Origin of the sequence: Lysinibacillus sp. NPDC093692 (assembly GCF_050280125.1) — a bacterium.
Classification (GTDB): domain Bacteria; phylum Bacillota; class Bacilli; order Bacillales_A; family Planococcaceae; genus Lysinibacillus.
Map to the genome: position 1 here is coordinate 1 of NZ_JBNNUW010000028.1, position 22,509 is coordinate 22,509.

General features: G+C 38.4%; 16 protein-coding genes. 6 read left to right on the forward strand and 10 right to left on the reverse strand.

The features are described from left to right. Positions 1-538: 538 nt before the first annotated feature. The 6 genes from ACQKN4_RS21995 to ACQKN4_RS22020 all read right to left on the reverse strand — a co-directional run bounded on the left by ACQKN4_RS21995 (position 539) and on the right by ACQKN4_RS22020 (position 11,279). Positions 539-2,728, reverse strand: coding sequence for a DNA topoisomerase III (locus tag ACQKN4_RS21995; protein WP_427484806.1), 2,190 nt, complete (start codon positions 2,726-2,728; stop codon positions 539-541). Between the two features lie 389 nt (positions 2,729-3,117). After that, positions 3,118-4,191 (reverse strand): glycosyltransferase, encoded by a 1,074-nt coding sequence (locus ACQKN4_RS22000; protein ID WP_427484808.1) that lies wholly within the window; start codon positions 4,189-4,191, stop codon positions 3,118-3,120. A gap of 445 nt (positions 4,192-4,636) precedes the next feature. After that, positions 4,637-5,395 (reverse strand): hypothetical protein, encoded by a 759-nt coding sequence (locus tag ACQKN4_RS22005; protein ID WP_427484809.1) that lies wholly within the window; start codon positions 5,393-5,395, stop codon positions 4,637-4,639. Between the two features lies 1 nt (position 5,396). Continuing rightward, positions 5,397-9,179 carry an AAA domain-containing protein gene (locus ACQKN4_RS22010; protein ID WP_427484810.1) on the reverse strand — a complete coding sequence of 1,261 codons (3,783 nt, stop codon included), beginning with the start codon at positions 9,177-9,179 and terminating at the stop codon, positions 5,397-5,399. 119 nt (positions 9,180-9,298) lie between these two features. Next, complete coding sequence (locus ACQKN4_RS22015) at positions 9,299-9,853, reverse strand: NADPH-dependent FMN reductase (RefSeq protein ID WP_049667893.1); 555 nt, start codon at positions 9,851-9,853, stop codon at positions 9,299-9,301. Positions 9,854-10,433: 580 nt separating this feature from the next. Next, entirely contained in the window at positions 10,434-11,279 is an 846-nt protein-coding gene (locus tag ACQKN4_RS22020; protein ID WP_427484811.1) for an NAD(P)H-binding protein, read from the reverse strand. A 269-nt stretch (positions 11,280-11,548) separates the two neighbouring features. On the opposite strand from ACQKN4_RS22020, the gene ACQKN4_RS22025 reads away from it, so the two are divergent. From ACQKN4_RS22025 to ACQKN4_RS22035, 3 genes are all read left to right on the forward strand, one after another. Then, a complete protein-coding gene (locus tag ACQKN4_RS22025) occupies positions 11,549-12,595 on the forward strand; it encodes a PseG/SpsG family protein (protein ID WP_079563722.1) in 1,047 nt (348 codons plus the stop codon). A gap of 383 nt (positions 12,596-12,978) precedes the next feature. After that, on the forward strand, positions 12,979-13,164 hold the full coding sequence (locus tag ACQKN4_RS22030) for an SE1832 family protein (protein ID WP_079563723.1): 186 nt from the start codon (positions 12,979-12,981) through the stop codon (positions 13,162-13,164). Between the two features lie 40 nt (positions 13,165-13,204). After that, positions 13,205-14,770: an ABC-F family ATP-binding cassette domain-containing protein gene (locus ACQKN4_RS22035; RefSeq protein ID WP_079563724.1), complete on the forward strand. Its 1,566-nt coding sequence runs from the start codon at positions 13,205-13,207 to the stop codon at positions 14,768-14,770. 95 nt (positions 14,771-14,865) lie between these two features. Here ACQKN4_RS22035 and ACQKN4_RS22040 read toward each other — a convergent pair whose 3' ends face one another. Further along, positions 14,866-15,624, reverse strand: a complete 759-nt coding sequence (locus ACQKN4_RS22040; protein ID WP_427484812.1) for a hypothetical protein — start codon at positions 15,622-15,624, stop codon at positions 14,866-14,868. After that, the gene (locus ACQKN4_RS22045) at positions 15,617-16,126 is read right to left on the reverse strand and encodes a sigma-70 family RNA polymerase sigma factor (RefSeq protein ID WP_427484813.1); all 510 of its coding nucleotides are present in this window, start codon (positions 16,124-16,126) and stop codon (positions 15,617-15,619) included. Before ACQKN4_RS22045 ends, ACQKN4_RS22040 begins: the two co-directional genes overlap by 8 nt. A 527-nt stretch (positions 16,127-16,653) precedes the next feature. Between ACQKN4_RS22045 and spx the strand changes: the two genes are divergently transcribed. Continuing rightward, a complete protein-coding gene (spx, locus tag ACQKN4_RS22050) occupies positions 16,654-17,058 on the forward strand; it encodes a transcriptional regulator Spx (RefSeq protein ID WP_079563727.1) in 405 nt (134 codons plus the stop codon). A 23-nt stretch (positions 17,059-17,081) separates the two neighbouring features. After that, a complete protein-coding gene (locus ACQKN4_RS22055; protein WP_079563728.1) occupies positions 17,082-17,525 on the forward strand; it encodes a MarR family winged helix-turn-helix transcriptional regulator in 444 nt (147 codons plus the stop codon). A 198-nt stretch (positions 17,526-17,723) separates the two neighbouring features. On the opposite strand, the gene ACQKN4_RS22060 is transcribed toward ACQKN4_RS22055, so the two are convergent. Continuing rightward, positions 17,724-19,130: an amidohydrolase gene (locus ACQKN4_RS22060; protein ID WP_427484814.1), complete on the reverse strand. Its 1,407-nt coding sequence runs from the start codon at positions 19,128-19,130 to the stop codon at positions 17,724-17,726. Continuing rightward, positions 19,127-20,359 carry an MFS transporter gene (locus tag ACQKN4_RS22065; RefSeq protein ID WP_079563729.1) on the reverse strand — a complete coding sequence of 411 codons (1,233 nt, stop codon included), beginning with the start codon at positions 20,357-20,359 and terminating at the stop codon, positions 19,127-19,129. The genes ACQKN4_RS22060 and ACQKN4_RS22065 overlap by 4 nt, the downstream gene beginning before the upstream one ends. A 130-nt stretch (positions 20,360-20,489) precedes the next feature. On the opposite strand from ACQKN4_RS22065, the gene ACQKN4_RS22070 reads away from it, so the two are divergent. Further along, positions 20,490-22,433 carry a helix-turn-helix domain-containing protein gene (locus tag ACQKN4_RS22070; protein WP_427484815.1) on the forward strand — a complete coding sequence of 648 codons (1,944 nt, stop codon included), beginning with the start codon at positions 20,490-20,492 and terminating at the stop codon, positions 22,431-22,433. Positions 22,434-22,509: the final 76 nt, after the last annotated feature.

The window sequence follows — 22,509 nt, forward strand, 5'->3', positions numbered from 1 at the left end:
CTGAGCCAGGATCAAACTCTCCATAAAAGAAATTTGATTAGCTCAAATTGTTTTGCTGGCATCATGTTTGATGTCCAAAATTTTGTTTCGTTCACCAACTCAAGGTTAGCTATTAAAAACTTTATTGATTACGTTTTGCTTGTTCAGTTTTCAAGGTTCATTGTGTCGCTGTTTTCTCAGCAGCAACTTTTATATAATATCATGTCGCAAACTCGCTGTCAACAACTAATTTATTTAATGTAGATGTTGTTTTCAGTAGTTATCTTAACGACTTGTATAATATTACTCTCTTAATCTAAAAAGGTCAACACTTTTTCTCAAAAAAATTAAAAGTTTTTATTTCATTAAGAAACTTCCTATTTAATAGCACTTCAAAAAATTTAACAAGAAAAGCTAGAACTCAACCATTTTCCTTTCTTTTTATTGGTCCAAGTATATAAAGCCCAGAAAATTTTACTGTCCGTAAAACTTTCCGGGCTGCCTATTATTTAACTAAAGCTTTGTCTCAACCACTTAAATAACAATCTATCTTATACTGCTAATCAAACTTCATCCCTTTTAATAAATCTGCGAACGCATTATTAATCGGTTCAGCTTCTTTTTCTTGCTGCTTCATGTATTTTTGCACGCTACGTTTATCTACTTTGCCGCCACCTTCTTTTTTACGACGGGCTTCAAATGCAGATAATTTTTCACGATAACCACATTTACATACGAAGATTTGACCATCACCTTCACCACGAAGCTCTAGTTTTTTCTTACATTGCGGGCATCGTGCGTTTGTAACACGTGATACGTTTTTACGATGACCACATTCACGATCTTGGCAGACAAGCATTTTACCTTTTTTACCGTTGACTTCAAGCATTGGCTTGCCACAATCCGGACAGGACTTTGTTGAAATATTGTCATGCTTGTACTTTTTATCGCTCCCTTTAATTTCAGCAACTATTTCTTGCGTGTGCTTTTTCATTTCATTGATGAACACGTCTTTTTTCAACTTCCCTTTTGAAATGAGCTCAAGCTTTTGCTCCCACTCGGCTGTTGTCGCAGGAGAACGTAATTCTTCAGGCACTAAGTCAAGTAACTGACGACCTTTGGATGTAATGTAAATTTCTTTGCCGCCACGCTTTTCGATTAAGAATGAATTAAATAGCTTTTCAATAATGTCTGCACGTGTTGCGACTGTGCCTAATCCACCAGTCGATTTCAATGTATCCACAAGCTTCTTATCGTTCGTTTCCATATACTTCGTAGGATTTTCCATAGCCGACAGTAATGTTGCCTCTGTAAAACGTGCTGGTGGCTTTGTTTGACCAGATGTTTGGGCAATTAGCTTTGTCTTTAACACTTGGCCTTGTTCTAAACGAGGAAGTAATTGCTCTTTAACATCATCCGTCGATTCCTCATCATCAAAACGATTTTGATATACTTCTTTCCAGCCAACTTTTATAACTGTTTTCCCTTTGGCAATAAATTTCTCATGACCAATTTGAGCTTGTACAGTTAATTGCTCATATTCTTGTGCTGGGAATAATACAGCTAAAAATCGTTTTACTACTAAATCATAAATTTTACGCTCTTTATCATTGAACGCAGAAAAGTTCACATAGCCCTCAGTTGGAATAATGGCATGGTGATCAGATACTTTACTATCATCTACAAATGATTTATTCGCTTTAATCGGCTTTGTTAAGATTTTATTCGCGAATGTACGATATTCACCGATACCACATGCTTTTAGACGCTCAGGTAATGTGCCGACAATATCAGATGATAAGTAGCGAGAATCTGTACGAGGGTATGTCAACACTTTATGAGATTCATATAGCTTTTGCATAATATTTAATGTTTCTTTTGCAGAAAAACCAAATAATTTATTGGCATCTCGCTGTAATTCTGTTAGATCATAAAGACCTGGGGCAAATGATTTTTTAGGCTTGCGATCAACCGAAGCTATTTTTGCATCTTGATTGCCTAGTCCTTTAACAATAGCGTCAACTTTCTCTTTATTGAAGCTACGTGAATTACCATTTGCATCTTGCCATGTAAGCTTTAATGAATCTGTTTGCGCTTCAATACCGTAATACGTTTGTGGTTTGAAGTTTTTAATTTCATCTTCGCGTGCAGCAATAATTGCAACTGTTGGCGTTTGAACACGGCCACAATTTAGCTGCGCATTAAATCTTGTCGTTAAAGCACGTGTCGCGTTTAAACCGATATACCAATCCGCTTCAGAACGGGCAACTGCAGCAGCATATAAATTATCGTAGTTTTTACCCGGTTTTAAATTGGCAAATCCTTCTTTAATCGCTTTATCTGTGACAGATGAAATCCATAAACGTTTAATTGGCTTTTTCACATTTGCTTTGTCAATAATCCATCGAGCAACTAATTCACCTTCACGCCCAGCATCAGTAGCGACAATGATTTCATTTACATCATTACGAGTTAACTGTGATTTGACCGCATTATATTGCTTACCCGTTTGCTTCATAACGACTAGCTTCATTCGTTCTGGCAACATCGGAAGATCTTCTAAATTCCACGTTTTATATTTATTATCGTAGGCTTCTGGATCGGCTAATGTTACTAAATGCCCTAATGCCCAAGTAACTATATATTTGTCACCTTCTAAAAATCCATTCCCTTTTTTATTACATTTCAAGACATTTGCTATATCACGTGCAACTGAAGGTTTTTCAGCAATAACTACACTTTTAACCATATATTCGTACTCCTTTACTAACTATGTAATGTCTAATATACCATAAGTTCGGGGCAGCAATTGCTTTAGAGCCATCTACTCTTAATGTCAATCATAGTCGCTGGTGTTTGAACATTCGCTGAAAAAGTTAAAAAAGCAAATCCACGCTAATTGTGAGTTTGCTTTTTCTATGCTTCAAAAAAATGTTTACGACGAACTGCATACTCACACTCTCAAAACATATGTTGAGTTAACAGAATGTTCACAAAATCGAAAGGGGATGAATGAATGGATGCTCGAACTTTCAGACCTCGGAATGTGATTTTTATGACGATCGTTGTTTTTGTATCAATGTTAATTGGTTACGGTATATATATTAATTTTATTGATGTTCCCTTCCCATGACGCTCTTACTTCTTTAACTGTGTTAACAAGTATGTTCTATTATCTAGTATGCGCTGATCTTTTGGCTTATATTTACGTGCTACCTCATTATGCTGATGTGCATTTTCAAAGAGACGCAAGCGATTGTATAACAAGCTTAACTGGAAATGCGGAAGCCATGTGGAATAAGCATGCTTTTGAATGCCCATCGTTTGTTCTTTAGGCTGTTGTAATGCTTGTGAATACCAGTAAATAGCCTCTTTATTTTTCATTTGTTCCATAAAAAAATGACCGATTCGACAGCATGTTTCTGGTCTTGGTCGATCATATAATAATGATTGTAATACAGCTTGTGTTGCTTGTTTTGTATCATTTAGCTGTTGATAGCAATCCGCTAAATTTAAGCAAGCTTCGATATGTTCGTCAGCAGTACCTTTTGCAGAATCAAGGAAACTATTATAGTGATTGATCGCTTCTAAAAATCGTTGATGCAATTTTAGTTCATTTGCGTAATGAAATGTTTCTCTAGCTGAAAATGGGTGCCCGTCTTTCTTTAAACGCTCATAAATAGTAATATTGCGATGAATATCACTTTTTCTTGGTAAATGCGTAACGGCTATATCGCTATGATAGAGCTGGCCTGTTACATCTAAATACTCATGGACGGCACCCTGCCACTGAAAATTACGTGCACGTTTTACGAGACGCAATCTTTTTTCACTTGATTCTACACAACCATCTGCATCGAGCGTTACATAATAATCCATGGAAACAGCATCGACGTTAGGATGATAGAGCGATTGCTTAAGTTGTAGAAATTTTCGCTGATGCTCTGTTGTGATTACGTCATCTGCATCGAGCCATAAAATAAAATCTTTCGTAGCTTGCTGAAAGGAAAAGTTACGGGCTTTAGCAAAGTCATCACACCAGGTAAAGTCGAAAATTCGAGAGGTATAGCTTCGGACGATATCTTTTGTACGATCAGTTGAGCCTGTATCAATAATATTGATTTCATCCACTAGATGTTGAACGGAATCTAAGCATCTTTCAATAATACATTCTTCGTTTTTGACAATCATACATAAACTAATCGTAAACATCGTTCCCCTCCTTTTTTGTAATAATATATGCGAGCTTAAAAATTTATAGAGGTCTTTTACCATTTTATCGCCTTACTTTTTGAATTTATCGCCCAACTTATCCGTTTTATCGCCATTCACCTAAAAAGAGTATGACTTCTCGGCAAAACGAGGGGTTGATTTCCGTTCCGACTAGGCGCTTTGTAGCTTTCGCACAGAAAACATCCGCTTCGCTCCAGGGTCTCGGGCCAACACGAGGTTGGTCACTAAGGGGTTATCACAGGACGTGATGTTTTTAGCCTTCGTTCCTCTATATCGCTGATCCCCGAGGAGTCGCCCAGTCGTAACGAAGATCAACCACTTCACATAGCGTGGATCTTTTAGACAATATCACAAAGATATCCTTGACCATTTTTCCATCACTATGAAAAGCAAAAAACGAACGCTTTACACGTTCGTTTTTGTTTTATAAGTACTTCTTACGCCACTCTAGTTGTTCTTTTTCTGTGAGCTGTTGTTCTAGGTGTGGATCCCATTGATTTAACAACGCATTCCATACACGAACGAACATTATATCTTGTTCTTTATCGTGAAGGACAAATTCGAGGCATGGGCTATCATTAATTTGTTTAGCGTCGGTTTGCACAATTTTTGAAACTATTTTTTGTGAAGCTCCAACGTCAGCTTCTTCGCCATCCTCTTGCTGTAACGCTTCTATTAACATAGCTTCGTCGAATTGTTCCTGCTTCTCGGCCTCTTCATCCACATAACGATAGAGCTCTGGTAGATCATCATATTCTTCGATATTGCCCTCATCGACAGCAAGAAATGCAAGATGGCATGGGCTATAGTAAAGGTTAGCCATTTCTTCATCTAGCTCCTCCTCGAAGATGCCACGTTCCAGTTGCTGCTGTCCTTTAGATGTTAATCGATAGAAGCCTTCCTCTTGCTCAATCAGACTTACTCGAGACATTAATGATACTAAATCCTCAATAAATAATGGATCGACGAGCAATAACTCACTTAAATCTTGCGCACTTGCAAAATCTGCTTCCTGTATGCTGATTAACAGCATAGTCATCAAGACATCCATAGTGGAACGACGAACGGGCTCATAGGTTACTTCTACTGTTCGAATCGGGATGCACCATTCATCGGTTTTGACGATTTTAATATTTCGATTTTGCTGAAGTTCACGCATTAAGCGCTGCTGCAGTTTTGACAATCTACATCACCTGTCCTTCATGATTACGCATGCCGTTATAGGATTTCACTGTATCTAACAGATTGCTGTACATCTCTCGTGTATCTTGATGCTTCGCACGTTTAGTAAACATTTCAGCACTTCCGACAAGTAGTAATAGCTCACGGGCACGAGATAAGGCAACGTTTAAGCGTCGGTAATCTTTTGCAAAGCCAACGTCTCCCCCTTTAGGTGTATTACGCACCATACTTACTAATATGACGTCCATCTCCATACCTTGGAACTTATCGACTGTCCCGGTTCTAAAATGAAGGTGTGGTAGCTGTAATTCCTGTTGCAGAAGGCGATTAATTTTCTTTACTTGCTCCCCGTAGAAGCTAATAACTCCAACGCTTTTTTGTGCATCTTGAGGCATGCGTCCGGCTGCTTTAGCTTCGATAACAGCCTTATTCAAATCAGTTAAAATGCGTCGAATAGTTTGTAATTCACCTTCATTATAACGACTCGTTCCGCCCTTTACCTGCTCCTCTAAATAAGGTTTTTCGGTCGGAATATCGACCCATAGCAAATGATCATCTCGGCTAACAAATTGTCCCTCTAAGCAATGGTCTCGCGCTGCATCTGAATCTGGTAAACCACATTGCAAGCCATTTTCCTCTTTCGCGTAAAACGGTGTAATACTATGCATAATTTTCTCATGCATTCGGTACTGCAATGCCAGCATTTGCTTATGCGTTTGCGGTAAGTTATTAAATAAACGTTCAAACAGCGATTCACGCAGCAAATTTTTTAATTCTTGCGCGCCGTCAAAGTTTGGATTTTCATCGAGCATCGCCTTTAATGTTTCTTCCAACGTATCATCTCCAAGTAATGGAGGTAGCTGATGATGATCGCCCACTAATATAATTTTCTTACCTTTCAGCATTGGCAATAATAGCTCTGGTGGCGTGGCCTTTGATACTTCATCAATAATGACAACATCAAATGTCGGATAGTTCTCCATAAATTCCTTGCTTGCTGAAGCCACACATGTTGTACCGATCACATTCGCGTGACGCACATATAATTTTCGAATTTCATCTAAATCATATTCAGTAGCGTTTTGCAGCTTGTCACGCCATTGCTCTTGTAATTTTTTTCGAAGAGGAAGCTGCTTCTCCTTGCGCTGTAATTCCTCTATCGCTACTTCGGAGGATGCAATTGCTTCCTCTACCTCCTCAGAAGTGCGCTCCGGTGTTGACTGTAGGAGTTTCGTGCAAGCTGTGAGCTGCTTCTCTTTCTTTAACCCAGCTATATTAATTTCTTTTATATTTTCCTCTACTTGTGTGAGTTGCTGTTCAATCTCTTGTAAGCTAGTCTGCGCTGTTTGAAGTGCCGCTTTCTTTGGTAGGAGCTGTGTATTAGCCTGCTCGACTGCCTCCAGCTGTTGACGTGTTGTTTGAAGAGAAGATTTCTCTTGCGATACAAGTATTTTCAAATGCTCTACAGACTCTTTTGGTTCAGTATCCATTTGAAATGTCTCAGCTAGTTGCTGAAGTCGTTCTGTATGCTGTAAATACGGCTGCAATTGTCGCTGTATGCTTTGAACGTCAAAGCTTGTAATCGCACATTCTTGATGTATTAAGCCACCAATACCTTTACGTAAGGACTCAAATTCCTGATTTTTATGGTCTTGTTGTTGTTTCAGCGCTACACCTTTTTGCCAAACAAAATCTCGACGCATATATAAACCGAGCAAGAAACTCTCAAGTTGCTCGGTAGATGGTGTTTGATCATTTTGAAAGGCTGTATTAAGCTGGGCAAAAACACCTGTTAGATTTTGCAACGAAAACGATTGAACAGGCTGCAATTTGCTTTTAGCAAGGGCACGTTCTTTTTCTTCATCAGATACTAACGCCTCAAGCTTTGCGATCGCCTTTTGTAGACGTGAATTGATAGTTGCCCATGCGTCTAAATCTTTAGCATCCTCTAAATGCTGTAAACGACTTATTTGCTGTGACAGCACATAAGACGGGCGAATTTGATAGTGCTGTAAAAATCGTTCGATTCGCTCATAAGATGTTAAATTACTGATGTATTTTTCGGCTTCCTTCATTAATCGAAGGCGATTATTTTCCTCTTCATATTTCAATTGGATATCTTTGAACTGCACTGCTAGATGCTGCTTTTGCTCTTGTAGCTCCTTAAATTGAGCAGCTGCTTCCAATTGCTCCATCTTTTGAGTAGTTTCTTCTATAGTAAGCTTCAGTTGCTCGATAGACGGACTTTCTGCAAGAGTCTGCTCAAGCGTTTTTACAGCAGGTTCGATTTGCGCCAGCTGTTTTCCGTAATGCTCTTTATGTGCCTCGTTCTCCTGCTGCTCGGTTTTTGCAGCCTTTAACTCTTTTTTTAACGCTTGTATTTCTTGCTGTAAAATGGGCTCGTCAATTGCGGCCTGTTCTTTTGCAGCTATTTCCTTTGTAATCTCCTCAAGCCATGCCTCAAGCTTTTCTAGCTCTTCTTCAGCCTTGGTAATACTAGATTTTAGTTCCTGTTCACGTTCTGTAAAGGCTATGATTTCCTCTTCTATTGCTGCGAGAGTTTGCTCACGCCACTGAAGCGCAACATTTTCCTCAATAAATTTTTTACCTTCTTCTTCAATGCTTTCCGTTCTACCATAGCGTAAAATTCGAATTTCTTGATTGGAAAGAAGTCGTCCTAAGGCATTATCTACAGCTAAATTTGATTGTGAAGCTACAAGTGTTTTTAAACCAGCCTTCACATTTTGCTGACAAATTTCAGAAATAACGGTTGTTTTCCCTGTGCCAGGAGGTCCTTGAATGACAAACAAATCTTCTACAGACAACGCGCCTAAAACAGCTCGTCGCTGATATTCGTTTAAATTATTGTGAAAATCAACATCTTCTCGTAGCTTGGATGTTCGAACTGTGGGACGCTTTTCAAATAGTATAGTCTCTAAATTAGGGTTAACGGCCTCGCCTTTTTCTAGCTTTGTAAAACCATTGCGTAATCGTCTAATTTGACTCAATGTCGCAAAATTACTAAAGCTCGCTTGCTTCGTACGAAGGTTAAGCTGACCTTTACGTGCTAAATCTTGCACAAAAGGCTTTAAGTCAATTTCTATTGTCTGCTTCCCTGCATTAGACTTTAATACTTGTCCAATTTCACCGCGTACTCCTTGAATGTTCACACTTAACCCTTCAAGTTTCTTCCATTCCTTCGATTTTATATAAGGGCAGACTATAGTAAGCCTAGAAAAATCTTCATTAAAATAGCTTTGTTTAAATTCTGTATGAATGTCATCAACTGTCGCATCACGTTCTTGAATTTTTAAAAAGCCTTCCCAGCTCGAGATACGCTTTTTCACATATTCTGTGCGCTCCTCGGCTATAGGTAGTTGTCTTATTTTTGTATGAAGATCAAGCGGAATCCCTGCTCCATTATTAGGTCTTGTGACAAATTGTAATGCCGCTGGTAAGCGACGATTTGTATTGATGGGGCCTCGCATATGTACAAAGCGTAGATTTGTAGCTAGCAACCCTTCAGCCTTTAGCACACAATCCATAATGGCTGTTTTCTCAGCAAGGACGTCCGTTAACTTTTCATTTTGCTCTGCATTAAAATAAATCGATAAAAACGTCTCACCAATTGTTTTAGCTTTACGCTTTTCGATATAGACGGTAAATCCTTTTTGCAAGGCAAAAAAGGCATGCTCATTTGCTGAGCATTCCTCTACCGCTTCCTTCGCCTTATTCGTCAATATGAGATTACAGCGTTGTTTTTCTAGTACAGCGATGTCCTGCATGAGCAGCCCTCCCTTCCGATTCACTAAAATTATATTTTATCACATCGCAAGAGGATACTTGAAAAGAAAAATCCCCTGCACAGTGATTTCCTTCCACCGCACAAGGGATAAAGATCTTATTAATGTTGATCAATCGGTTCTTTCGGCAATGTTTTGCTCATTTCACAATATTGCACAAAAACACGAGCCAATTCACGTAAACGATTATGAACATCTTCGTCTACAATATTATTATCCGCATCAAAATGAGATGTGTGTGTGTATACATAGTTCGGAGTCACAAGTGCACGGAAGTAGTCTAAAATTGGCTTTAGCTGATTTTCCACTACTAAATGGTGTTGATATGTGCCACCATTAGCCACGATAGATACTGGCTTATAGCGCATTGTTTTTGGATGCAAGAAATCAAATGCATTTTTCAAAACGCCCGGAATCGATGCTTGGAAAATCGGTGTAGCGATAATATATGCATCCGCTTCCTCAAACTTTTGAATCATTTCCTTCATATCATCATTTAACGGTGAACCATCTACAATTTGATGCTTATATTGACTAAAATGCATAATTTCTAATTCGAAACTAGCATCTAATTCTTTAATATATTGCTCCACTTGCTCTAAAATAGCACCAGTTTTACGACCAAACATCGTGCCATCAACGAGTAAAATTTTCATTTTCTTTTTGCCTCCACATTCATCTTCTACAATAATATTGTAACAAATGAAAAGAGGCACGAAAAGATTTGTAGTAGTTAAAACCTTAAATTCAGTCTTTAGGCGGAATGTGGTCTACACAAGAAATATCGCTTCGGAATAAAGACAATGGTATGGCGATTACTTGTTATTAAAATAATATTTGGCTCATAACGTGGGGTTGATTTCCGCTCCGACCGGGCGCTTCGTAGCTGCCACTTTGCTTTCGCTGCAGAAAACATTTGTTGTTGCTGTCGCTTCGTTTTTGAACAGAGCAAAGCTTCCTTAGGGCGTCCGATGAGCCGCTTCGCTTCGCTACTGGCGGGTATTCGCTCTGCTTCCGCGGGTATTCGCCTTGCTCCCGCGGGTATTCGCCTTGCTCCCGCGGGTATTCGCTTTGCTTCCGCGGATATTCACCTCGCTTCCGCGGGTATTCACCTTGCTTCCGCGGGTATTCGCTTTGCTCCCGCGGATATTCACTGCTCCCGCGGGTATTCACCTTGCTTCCGCGGGTATTCACTGCTTCCGCGGGTATTCATCTCGCTCCCGCAGGTATTCACCTTTATTTATCCCTACGATGTTGGAAATTTACCTCTTTATCTACAACTGTTTCCTCTATTTTATATTTATCTCGATTAATCACGACTTCTTGATTTAGTTTATCTCCTCCATCGCTGATACTCGATAATTTGCGTTTCTCCCAATTAAATAAATTTTCTCTTGAAACGTCCTCATTCTGCGTTTCGGGAAAATCTAATTGAGCCAATTCCTGTGATGGATAAATGGTAACCGGCTGTTTATCGCCGTACAGTGCAATAACGATCATTGCCTTCGCAACTTGGGAAGCTTCTATAGCTCTTGAACGCTTCAATGGTCCCACTAATAGTGGTTTTGCTAACTTTAAAACCTTCTCTCCCGCCTTTTCACCTAAGCGAAACTCTTCTCTCTCTCCAACCAATAAAGATGGGCGGATAATAGAAAGTCTTTGTAAGCCTAGCTCCATAAGATCGTGTTCAAGCTTTCCTTTTACTCGATTATAGTAAAATGGAGATTTTTCATTTGCCCCCATTGCTGTAATAACTAGCATATGTGGGATTCCTCGTTTTTTGGCTAACGAGGCAATCGTTAGTGGATATTCAAAATCAACTTTCTCAAATTGCTCACGAGATCCTGCCTTTTTTTTTGTTGTTCCTAAACAACAATAAAGCTCATGTGCAAATTCGAGATCTTTTTCCTCTAAAGTATCTAAATTACGAATTTTCACTTCTAGCTTTGGATGCGTAAATGCCGGCGCTCTTCGTGCAATTACCATAACTGAAACATATTCATCATTTTCACATAATTGTTCTACAAGAGAGGTACCTGTTAATCCAGTAGCCCCTACAACAATTGCTGCGCGCATTCCCATTAGTTGTACCCCCTTCTAAGCTCAGTTGCTCCAGAAACCATATTGCCGGAACAAAGCTTCTATTTTTGCTAAAAAACTAAAACAATCCTATATGTATTTTCCCGCAAACTCTACTTTCTTTATCGGTCAAAAAAGGAGCTCTTACTCATTTAATTTGTAGAAGTTTGAAAAACTATTTAGAGCTATAATTTATCTAATCCTAATTTTTTACACATACTTGCCCATCATTCACCATAATTTAAATAGACGGATGAAAGGATGGGATACATTTGCAAAACGAAACTCAACCAATGGAACTAAAAAAGACGATTGTCTTCATTATTGAAAGCTGTATTGATAAAGGGCTGTATCCTTTTGAACGGGTTGCAACGCTGACAAAGCTACTTGCAAATGAACAAGTTTTCATATTTGTAAAGACCCCTTCAAATGATGGGATTCAGATTTTAATGAATGACAATCTCTCGCCTATCTTATTTGAACATTTTGATGAGCTACCCAAGCAAATGAAAGGTATTCAGCCTGATTTAATTGTAAGAGATGGCCGTAACTCTGAAAGCTGGCAAGTACAAAATTTACGACCGTTCTGCAAATCAATCATCCATTTTGATGATTTAGGTGAGGGTGGTCAAGCCTGTGACTGTGTATTGCTAGCACTCTATCAAGAAGTTAAAGATTATTTACCCTCTCATTATATTGGTGGAAGCTTCAATTTTGTATTACCAGAAGCTTATCAAAATTTTGAGGATCGACCAGACAATAAAATACCCGAAAATCCACCTCATATCGTTGTTGCTTTTGAGGATGGGGACGAGCATAACTTAACCTACCGTACTCTTCGACACTTAACGCAGCTACAAATCCCACTACAAATTACAGTGATGATAGATGATAGCTATCGACATGCAACAGATGATTTGCAAATGATGGTACTTAGTCGTCGTAACACTGCCATTCTTCGTGATAAAAACGCACTCCTAAAACTATTACCAAAAGCAGATGTTATTATTTGTAATGCTAACTATACACCTTATAAGATCGCCTCTTATGGAGTACCTTGTATTACACTTGCACAAACTGAGGCTGAATTATTACATGCCTTCCCTCGCGAACATAATGGCTTTATTCACCTTGGACTTGGTCGCAAAATGAAACAATCACAAATTCAAAACGCTGTCATGGAATTTTTATTACATGAGGCTCGAAGTGAACGGGCTGTTAAAAAACAACGACAGCTCAATCTTGCAAGTAACAATGAAGCACTACAGTCCTTACTTTTAGATTTCGCTTACGATCGACATAATATCGCTTCTACTTAGTGATTCTTTGAAGGTGGATATGATACAATATAGAAGAATTTTTCACTTTCGTTTTTCTTTCATTACAAGAAGTGGATTCAAGCATCATAAGTACCCGATTGATAGTAACTAATAAGCGGTGGGGGATAAAAAAACCTCCATCGCTTTAACTTCTTTCAGCGGGTGTTTGGACACCCAAGAAGTTAAAGCCTCCGGCGGATGTCACGGAATCGAAAAGGAGTTCTTAGGGGATGTTAGCCTAAAACCATCGCATCCATGCGATAACGGCTAACTGACCTGCATCGTGCAGGCCTAAGCATAAAGCCGATTCCGGACGCAATTATGCCGAGGCATAATTGATACGCATTCTCTATACAAAATATACACAAAAAGGAGCAATCATCATGCCATCAAAAAGTGATATTGAATATCAAATTAGAGAGCTAAAAATGGATTATATGAATTTACAAGGTGACATTGAGAAGCTTGAATCTACAGGTCATAATGATCAAGTGGCAAAAGCAGAGCAACGCCTTGCAAATATGGAAGCAACACTTGCAGAGTTAAATAAACAATTAGCAGCACTTTAATATCTAGCGGTCATGAGCCGCTACCCTCGGAGGAACATATATGGCTATATTAACAGTTGAAAATTTAGGTCATTCATTCGGTGACCGCACGCTTTTTAAAGATGTCTCTTTTCGTCTAGTTGAAGGAGATCATATTGGTCTAGTAGGTGCAAACGGTGTTGGTAAGTCAACATTAATGGGCATCATTACGGGTCAAGCAATCCACGATACTGGTAAAGTTGAATGGCTTCCAGGAACACATTACGGCTATTTAGATCAGCACACTGTATTGACAGCTGGCCGCACTATGCGTGATGCATTACGTGACGCTTTCCTTCCTTTATACAAAAAAGAAGAAGAGCTTAATGAAATTACAGGGAAAATGGCTGAAGCAACACCTGAAGAATTGGAAGAATTACTAGAGCAAATGGCTGAGGTGCAAGATGCTCTGGATGCAGGTGATTTCTATTCTCTTGATATGAAGATTGATGAGGTTGCGCGTGGTCTTGGTCTTGACGCAATCGGCTTGGACCGTGATGTCGCTGCTCTTTCCGGTGGTCAACGTACAAAAGTTTTACTAGCTAAGCTGTTACTTGAAAAACCAAAAGTATTATTACTAGATGAGCCGACGAACTATCTTGATGAAGAGCATATTACATGGTTGAAAAACTATTTAAAGAACTATCCACACGCTTTCTTATTAATTTCGCATGATACAGAGTTTATGAATGAAACGGTGGATGTTATCTTCCAACTAGAATTTTCAAAATTAACTCGCTATACTGCGACTTATGAAAAGTTTTTAGAGCTTGCTGAAATCAATAAACGTCAGCATATCGATGCTTATGAAAAACAACAGGAATTCATTAAAAAACAAGAAGATTTTATTGCGAAAAACAAAGCTCGCTACTCAACTACTGGTCGTGCAAAATCTCGCTCCAAGCAGCTTGACCGCTTGGAGCGCATAGACCGTCCTGAAACAGCTGTAAAGCCTGAATTTGGTTTTAAAGAGGCACGTTCTTCTGGTCGTTATGTAGTAGAGGCTGAAAACTTAGTCATTGGATACGACAAGGACAAGCCGTTACTTCCTCCACTTACATTCGCTATTGAACGTGGGGAAAAAATCGCTCTAGTCGGTATGAATGGTGTCGGTAAATCAACATTATTAAAAACGATGTTAGGCAAAATAAATCCGCTCGATGGAAAAGTGTTTCGCGGTGACTATCTTTACCCATCTTACTTCGAACAAGAAGTAAAAGCTGAAAAAATTACACCTATTGATGATGTGTGGAATGCCTTCCCTTCTATGGAGCAGGCACAAGTACGTGCAGCATTAGCACGCGCAGGACTAAAAACGGATCATATTACTCGCCCACTTAATTCTTTATCTGGTGGTGAACAAGCAAAGGTACGTTTATGTAAGCTTATGATGGATGAAGCAAACTGGCTATTATTTGACGAACCGACAAACCACTTGGATGTCGATGCAAAAGACGAACTAAAGCGTGCCATGAAAGAGTTTAAAGGCACAATCGTATTAGTAAGCCATGAACCTGATTTCTATGAAGGTTTAGCGACAAAAGTTTGGAATGTCCAAGACTGGTTTACTTCAGGACAACAAAACTAAAAATATTATTAATGAGGGCCGCTTCCGGTATGATTTTTTTGATCATTGGGAGCTGCCTTCTTTTTTTGCTTGAAACTCATACTGGGCTTAGTGGATTATTTCACGTTGAATTTTAATAGAATATCTTTCTTCAGCCTTTCTTTGAACGCTTTCTCTTCTGTGTTTGTTGGAATGTCCTGTGCATCGCCGCCATCTAGGTTGAACTTACCGTTGTTCATATTGATAATGCTATAGCCGCCCATGCCGTTGTTCTTCAGGAACATGATATAGCGTCTGCCTTGCTTCATCTCACGATATCCACCTACCGTAACTTTTGTTTGTTGTTTGTCAGCTTCCGTGATAATACTAATCGGTTCAATCACTTCCATTTGTGAGCCAATGTTTATTCCTTCAGGTTGCTTAATTATACGCTCGATGTGTAATTTTGTTAGTGTATAGAAGTCTTGGAGCGTGCCGTCTTCGTACTTCGTCGATTGATGATCACGGTTAGTAAAATCATCTATAGGAGATGCGACGAGAATAATATCTGCACCTTGGCTGAGCTTATCCGCCGTTTCATACCCAATATAATTAGCTTGAATATCAACCGTATGCATACTGTCCGTTGCTGATTCGGTGACATCAACCGTATGTCGATCAGAATCAGGTGTTGTACTATTTTGAACAAAATCATGATTAACCAAAGATAATATTCCAATAGATACAAGTAAACCAGCAGCTACAACGATACCTTTTACATTTTTTCTTTTTCTTTGCCTTTCGTTTTTCGCTTTTAAAACGCCCATTGCACTCCTCTTTTGAAGTTCTTTTGGGATATCAATTTTTTCAACCTCTTGTTTTATTTTATTACTCATTACCTCTATCTCCTTCAAAGTATTTATTTCTAAGTTTCTTTATAGCTCTATATAAAACCGATTTTGCGGTTCCTAACGGCATATCTAACAACTCGGCAATTTCTTTAAAGGTATGATTTTGATAAAACCTTAAAAGTACGACACTTTTTTCTTCCACCTCCAAACCATCTATCAAGTCTTGTAATGATAAAGTAAGAGGAAGATCTTCTTCTTCGGCTTCAATATACTCCTCGTATTCTGGTCTTATTAAAACAACCTTACTATTTTTTTTAATTAAATTGATTGCACAGTTCATCGTAATTTTCATCAGCCAGGTTTTAAAATATTCTGGGTTGTTCAATGTATCTATCTTTTTAAATGATTGATATGCTACTTCTTGAACTACGTCTAAAGCATCTTCTTTGTTTTTGACATATACATAAGCCACTCGATAAATTTCTACCTCATATTGCTGAAAAAGCGTTAAAAAGGCTTCGTCATTCCCTTTTTGAGCTTTTTTCACTAATCGTATAATTGTAGTTTCCCCTCTCTCCTTTTTGTCCTACCTTTATAGACAATCGAAAGTTCAAATTGGCTTAAGCTTTTTTGATTTTTTTACAAAATAGCCTGAATCGCTTTTCGAGCTGTTACTACTTGAGCAATCCGCCCCTACCCAAAGAACAAAAAAATTTATTAATCTATGCATAAAAACCTGCATCCAATCATAATAATAATGAGTGGATAAACAATATATCTATTATCTATAAGTCTGACTATTTCTCTCTCTATTAAACTGCTCTCTTCATTCTATGAGCATCTATTATTAAGGCTTAGCAAAACTTACATCATTGTAAGCTTAATTTGCGAAACTTTTCGCTCTTTTGCGCGTATATTTTAGTGTAATAAAAAAAATGTTAGTTCTAGTTAAATTTTTAAAAATAAATATTGATTTATATATAGCTTACTAGTAAGATATATGTACAACCTATTTAACTTACTAATAAGATATATATTAAATATAATCCTAAAAAAGAAAGCGGGGAATGAAGAATGACAGTTACAATTTATACACAAGCGAGCTGTTCTTCATCCAGAAAAGCATTAAAATGGTTAAAAGATCACAACATCGAATATAAAGAAAAACGTATTACATCACATCCACTAACACTTGCTGAATTTAAAGAGATTTTAAGCATGACAGAAGATGGAACAGATGAAATTATTGCAACTAACTCAAATGATTTTAAAAATTTAAATATTGATATTGATCAGCTCTCTATCCAAGAGTTGTTTGCCATCATCCAAGCTCATCCAAGAATGTTACGAAGCCCTATCTTAATTGATGAAAAACGTATTCAAGTTGGGTACAATGAGATGGACATTCGCCGTTTTATTCCACGCAAAGTACGTGCCTATGAGTTAAACGCGATGACAAGATTAGCACAAGAAAGTTAAAACAGTTTTGGAGTTGACCTTATATGGATCAAGAAAAACAAATAGCCATTACCTCGTTGTTTGAAGTAGTATCTTCCATTGAGCGTAAGTGGGCAAACGAGTGGAATAATCATAATGTACTCGGCTTTTCAAAATCCCATATTTTAATTTTAGACTACTTATCGCAGGAGGGACCAAAGCGCCCTTCTGCCATTGCTGATCGGTTAAAAGTGACAACAGGTGGTGTCACTGTTTTAACAACTAAGCTTATTAATGCTGGATTTATTGAAAAAACACAGCATGCAACAGATCGACGAGCTTCTCAATTGAAAATTACAGCTGATGGCGAAGATATTTTAGAAGAATCCCGTCAGCAAGTTAACGAACTTATACACAATATGTTTGGTATGCTGTCAGCTGAGGAAGTCCAAACATTACGTAATATTTTTTCGAAATTACTCAACGCTGAACCTAATCGATATGAGTAAACACTTCATTTTCACACCGTAAAAAGTTAGACAAGCATCTAACTTTTTACGGTGTTTTTCTGTTAGCTCAATTTTTTGGTAACCTCCCCTTCCCCTCTGTTTGTACATCATTAAAAAGGATGAAGATTTCTCCTCACCCTAAAGTTTATATTCATTTATACCTCGGCATAATTGCGTCCAAAATCCGCATTCATCTCACTAAACTGGATTTGGCGCTTTTACTTCTTCTGGAATACCACATTCATACTGTTTCCCAGCTTTTAAATTTTCAAATTCCTCCTTCGCCTTTTTAAGTACATCAGGATTTAGTAAGGAATCAAGTGCAGCTCCTGCCATTGCTTTTGCCGCATAATGCATTCCTTTCATGCCGAGTGAAGATCCAAAAGCAGCGGTTGCTTGCCAAGTATGCACTTGGATCCCATACGGAGCACAAGTTGTAAATACCTGACCAAGGGGCGCTATCCACGAAACATCCCCTAAATCGCTAGAACCTTGCATGGATTGGCGAAAAGTTTGTGGCAAATGAAATACTTGCTCCACCAATACCTCCTTACTTATTTCATTTGATACAAATGATTGCTGGGCGGTACCTGCAAGAACAGAAGGATCCAATGAAGCCTGTAGCGCCTTTGCAAAAATAAGCTCAGCCTCTGTAAAGGATAATGGCGGTAGCTCGTTCCACTGCGCCAACATTTGCTCATTTAATGTGAGATTCGGTAATGTATCGTAACACCCTGCCTTCAGCTCCCAATGCACTTCTGTTTCTGTCATCATCGCTGCCCCTTTTGCCACCTTAATGAGTCTGCGTTCTAAATCTTTGACAGCATCACGATTTGCTCCGCGTAGGTAATAATAGACACTCGCTTTATCTGGAACAATATTCGGTGCTAAGCCACCATTTGTAATTTGATAATGAATCCGAGATCCGTCTGGCACATGTTCGCGTAAATAATTGGCTCCGACATTCGTGATTTCAACAGCATCAAGCGCACTTCTCCCTAAATGTGGCGCACCAGCAGCATGTGCTGTTCGACCTGAAAAATAAAATTCAATAGCAGTGAGTGCTTGCATAGAGAAGTTCGCTGTCACGTTAAACGTCCATGGATGCCACGTATAAACAACATCTAAATCATCAAAAACACCAGCACGTGCCATATACGATTTTCCAGATAACAATTCCTCTGCCGGACAACCATAATAGCGGATCTTTCCTTGTATATTGTGAAGCGTCATCACTTCTTTTAAGGCAACTACAGCTTCTACCCCAGCCGTTCCTAATAAATTGTGACCGCAGCCATGCCCAGGTGCCCCCTCCTCCACTGGAGAATATACCGAACTGACTTGCTGCGATAACCCTGGAAGTGCATCAAACTCTCCTAAAAATCCGATGATTGGACTCCCTGAACCCCACTGTGCATAAAAGGCAGTTTGTACATCGCCAATCGGCGTAACAATTTCAAACCCTTCTTTTTTTAGAACATCTTGTTGCAGTGAAGACGCAAATGTCTCTTCATAGCCTAACTGAGGATTTTCCCAAATTTGCTTTGCCATATGACTAAACGTTTCTTCATTTTCTTGCATCCACTCAAATAGTTGTTGTTTCACAGTTCGTATCCCTCCACAGATTTTATAGTTGTTTGTTGCTGATGGTTAACTGGTAAAGTAATAGCGATTATAGCCGCAATGACACACATGATGGCTAAAAATATAAACGATGTTTTAAAGGAACCACCCGATGCATTAATTAAATACCCCATAATTGTTGGCGAAATAATACCTGCTGCTTGTCCACCAAAATTGACGATGCCAAAAGCTGTCCCAACATTTTGCTGATTGACAACACGATGTGGCGTTGTAAATATGAAAGAGGCCATAAAAGCTACAAATATAAAGGCGATTGACTGATACGTAATAGCTATTGCTGCAGAGCCGGCTGTAGCCATGAGATATAAACAAACAGCCAGCACGGCTGCTCCGAAAATCACGCCATATTTCGAACGCCCTCCTAGCTTTGAGATGATACGCCCACTTACAATCATACCAACCATTCCAAAAATCGCTGGTATGGCCGCGATGAAGCCGACATTTTTTAAATCAAGACCATGCACTTTCATTAAATAGGTTGGCATCCAAGTATTTAAGCCCCAGTTTGCAATATTAATAAAGAAGAAAATAAGAAGTACACGCATTAAATAAGTATTTCTTAATACTTTGCCAAAAGAGCCCTTCTCTTCTTTTTCCACTTTCTCCTCTGCCGTAAAAGTTTGTGCATTTTTAGTACTCCATAAAAGAGCGATCACAAAAATAAGTCCTAGACCAGAAATTAAGAAAAATACATTGCGCCAATCCATTACTAATAATAGAGGCGCACAAATAATAGGAGCGACAGCACCACCGATCATATTGGATGACATCATCGTCGTTTGAGCATTTGTACGTTGTTCTTTATGAAAATAAATAGAAATTGCTTTTGTACTTGCTGCAGGATATCCGCCTTCCCCAATACCAAATAAAAATCGAATGAAGAGTAGTGAAGTGAGTGACCAAGCTAATCCCGTAAATGCAGTAAAAACGGACCAAAAAATAACAGCGCCAATTAATAATTTAATCGTTCCGTATTTATCCGTTAACCACCCACCAGGAATTTGCATAGCAGCATAGCCAAAGAAGAAGGCACTTAAAACAAATCCTAGTTCCGTAGCTGTTAAAGATAGGTCATTTCCAATATTGATTAAAGCTAGGCTAATAGCAGTTCTGTCAATGTATGAAACCATCCATCCAAAGAATAAAACGCCTAAAATTAAATGACTGCGGTTTTTTAGTTCGACATTCATACCTCCACCTCCCTAATAATTATCTAAATATTAAGAAAAATAAAGGACGAAATCATTAGAATATCTTACAATGTTTATAAAGTTCCATTAGAATAAATTCCGAAATTATAGGAAAGGAGTCGAAATAACAATGTTTCTAGAGGAGCATACAGAACTTATATTGAGCGACGACAATTGTAGCTTTTACATTTATGGTGCAACAAAGGAATGGTCTTTATTTTATGGGCGACCTTGTGAAATACAACCTGATTTAAAAGGAGTATATTGGGATAAAAAACAGCAACGCTTCAGTGCAAGGTTATACATACCGGAGCCAAATGAGTGTATTGTCCAAGGTATCATCTTTGGAGACTTTACAGATTATGATGAGAAATTTTTAGTTTGGCAGCTAGAAAAGACCTTTTATCAGAAAACCCTTATACGGCAACATGAGCAAAAATTAGCCATTTTACAGCTCATGGGCGCTATGAACTCAACGTTGAAAATAAAGACGCTGTTACAAACGATCATAGATTTTGCCATTTTAGCTATTCCAGTCATTGACCGAGGATTTTTAATGTTATTCAATCCTGAAATGAAGTGTTTATATACAGTAGCTAGTGCGGGTGTAACAGCGCGTATTTTTGATTATGCACCTCAATTGGGCGAGGGAATGGCAGGCTATACATTTCAAACAGGTGTATCGGGCATTTACAACTACCAAGAAACATTAGAGATTATGGGCAATGTCACAAAGCTGAATCTAGACGCATTAACGGAAGCAGCACATTTAGGAAGAATCGAGAATAATACATCGATGGCTGTTCCGATAACCTTTCATGAAAGAAAATTAGGTATTATGATTGTCCATCAATATACGAATAAACGTGCTTTTCAACAAAGTGATTTAAGACTCCTAGAAAGCTTCGCATCACAGGCTGCCGTTGCTATAAGAAATGCGGAAGCTTATGAAGAAATAGAACGGTTAAATGCTTACTTTATAAAGCAACATGACATTCATCAAATCTTTCTTAAACTTTCCTTGCAAAATGTGCAAGAAATGAAAATCATCCAAACGACGAAGGAATTATTACAATTAGATGTTCAATATATAAATTTAGCAGATCGTAAAACATTTTTACATCTAGCAGAAATGGACAAGCTCTCTGCCATTAAAAAGGACCAGTTAATTGATATCGGCTATGTCTTCCCTATTGGAAATGAAACAGAAACATTCGGGTATTTAATTATTCGGCAATTGGAGGAATTAACGAGTCAGCAACGTATGATTATAGAAAATGCGGCGATGAGCTTAACGTTAAAATCGTTACAAATACAGGCAGCTGGACAAACGATTTTTAAAGAACGTTTTGAGCTTTTCCAACAACTTATCTCTGAACGCGCCCCACTCGTTGATTCTCGTTTTGATGAATTAGGACTTGATATTAAGAAACCAACATTCGTCGTAAAATTTAAGCTAAAACAATTTTCCCATAAAAATAGTATGCAATTTATTCAACATGTGCAGCAGTATTTCAAAGATCAACATTTTATATTTACAAAACGTGAAACGGTCGTTTGGATACTACAAGGAGATACAGCTTTTCGCAAAAAAATAAAACAACAATTAACACAGGCCATCATTAGTTGGGTCCAGTTTTATCATCAACAGGTGGCAATAGGCATTGGCGATGTACATGATCATTTACTAAAGGTCGCTCAAAGTGCAGAAGAAAGTAAACAAGCACTCCGACAAGCTCTGCGCCACACACAAAAAGAAGAGGCAGTAACCATTTTTGGTTATGAAGATCTAGGTATTAATCGACTGTTCAGCAAGCAAAGCGAAGAAGAGATTGGACAATTTGTCCATGATATACTCGCTCCGTTATACAAGCTAAAGGATGAAACTTTACTGGCAACACTTCGTTGTTACACTCATCAAAATCGTTCCATTTCGAAAACGGCTTCCACCTTACACATTCACCAAAACACGCTATACCACCGACTCGAAAAAATCGAACAATTGTTAAATCGAGATTTACACAATCCAGCGCATTATTTAGAAATTCATGTAGCCTTGCATTTAAGTGAGTGACTTTAACTTCTTCCAGCGATCAAAATCCCCATCAAAAAAAGATGCATCGCAAAGTAATTTTGCAATGCATCTTTTT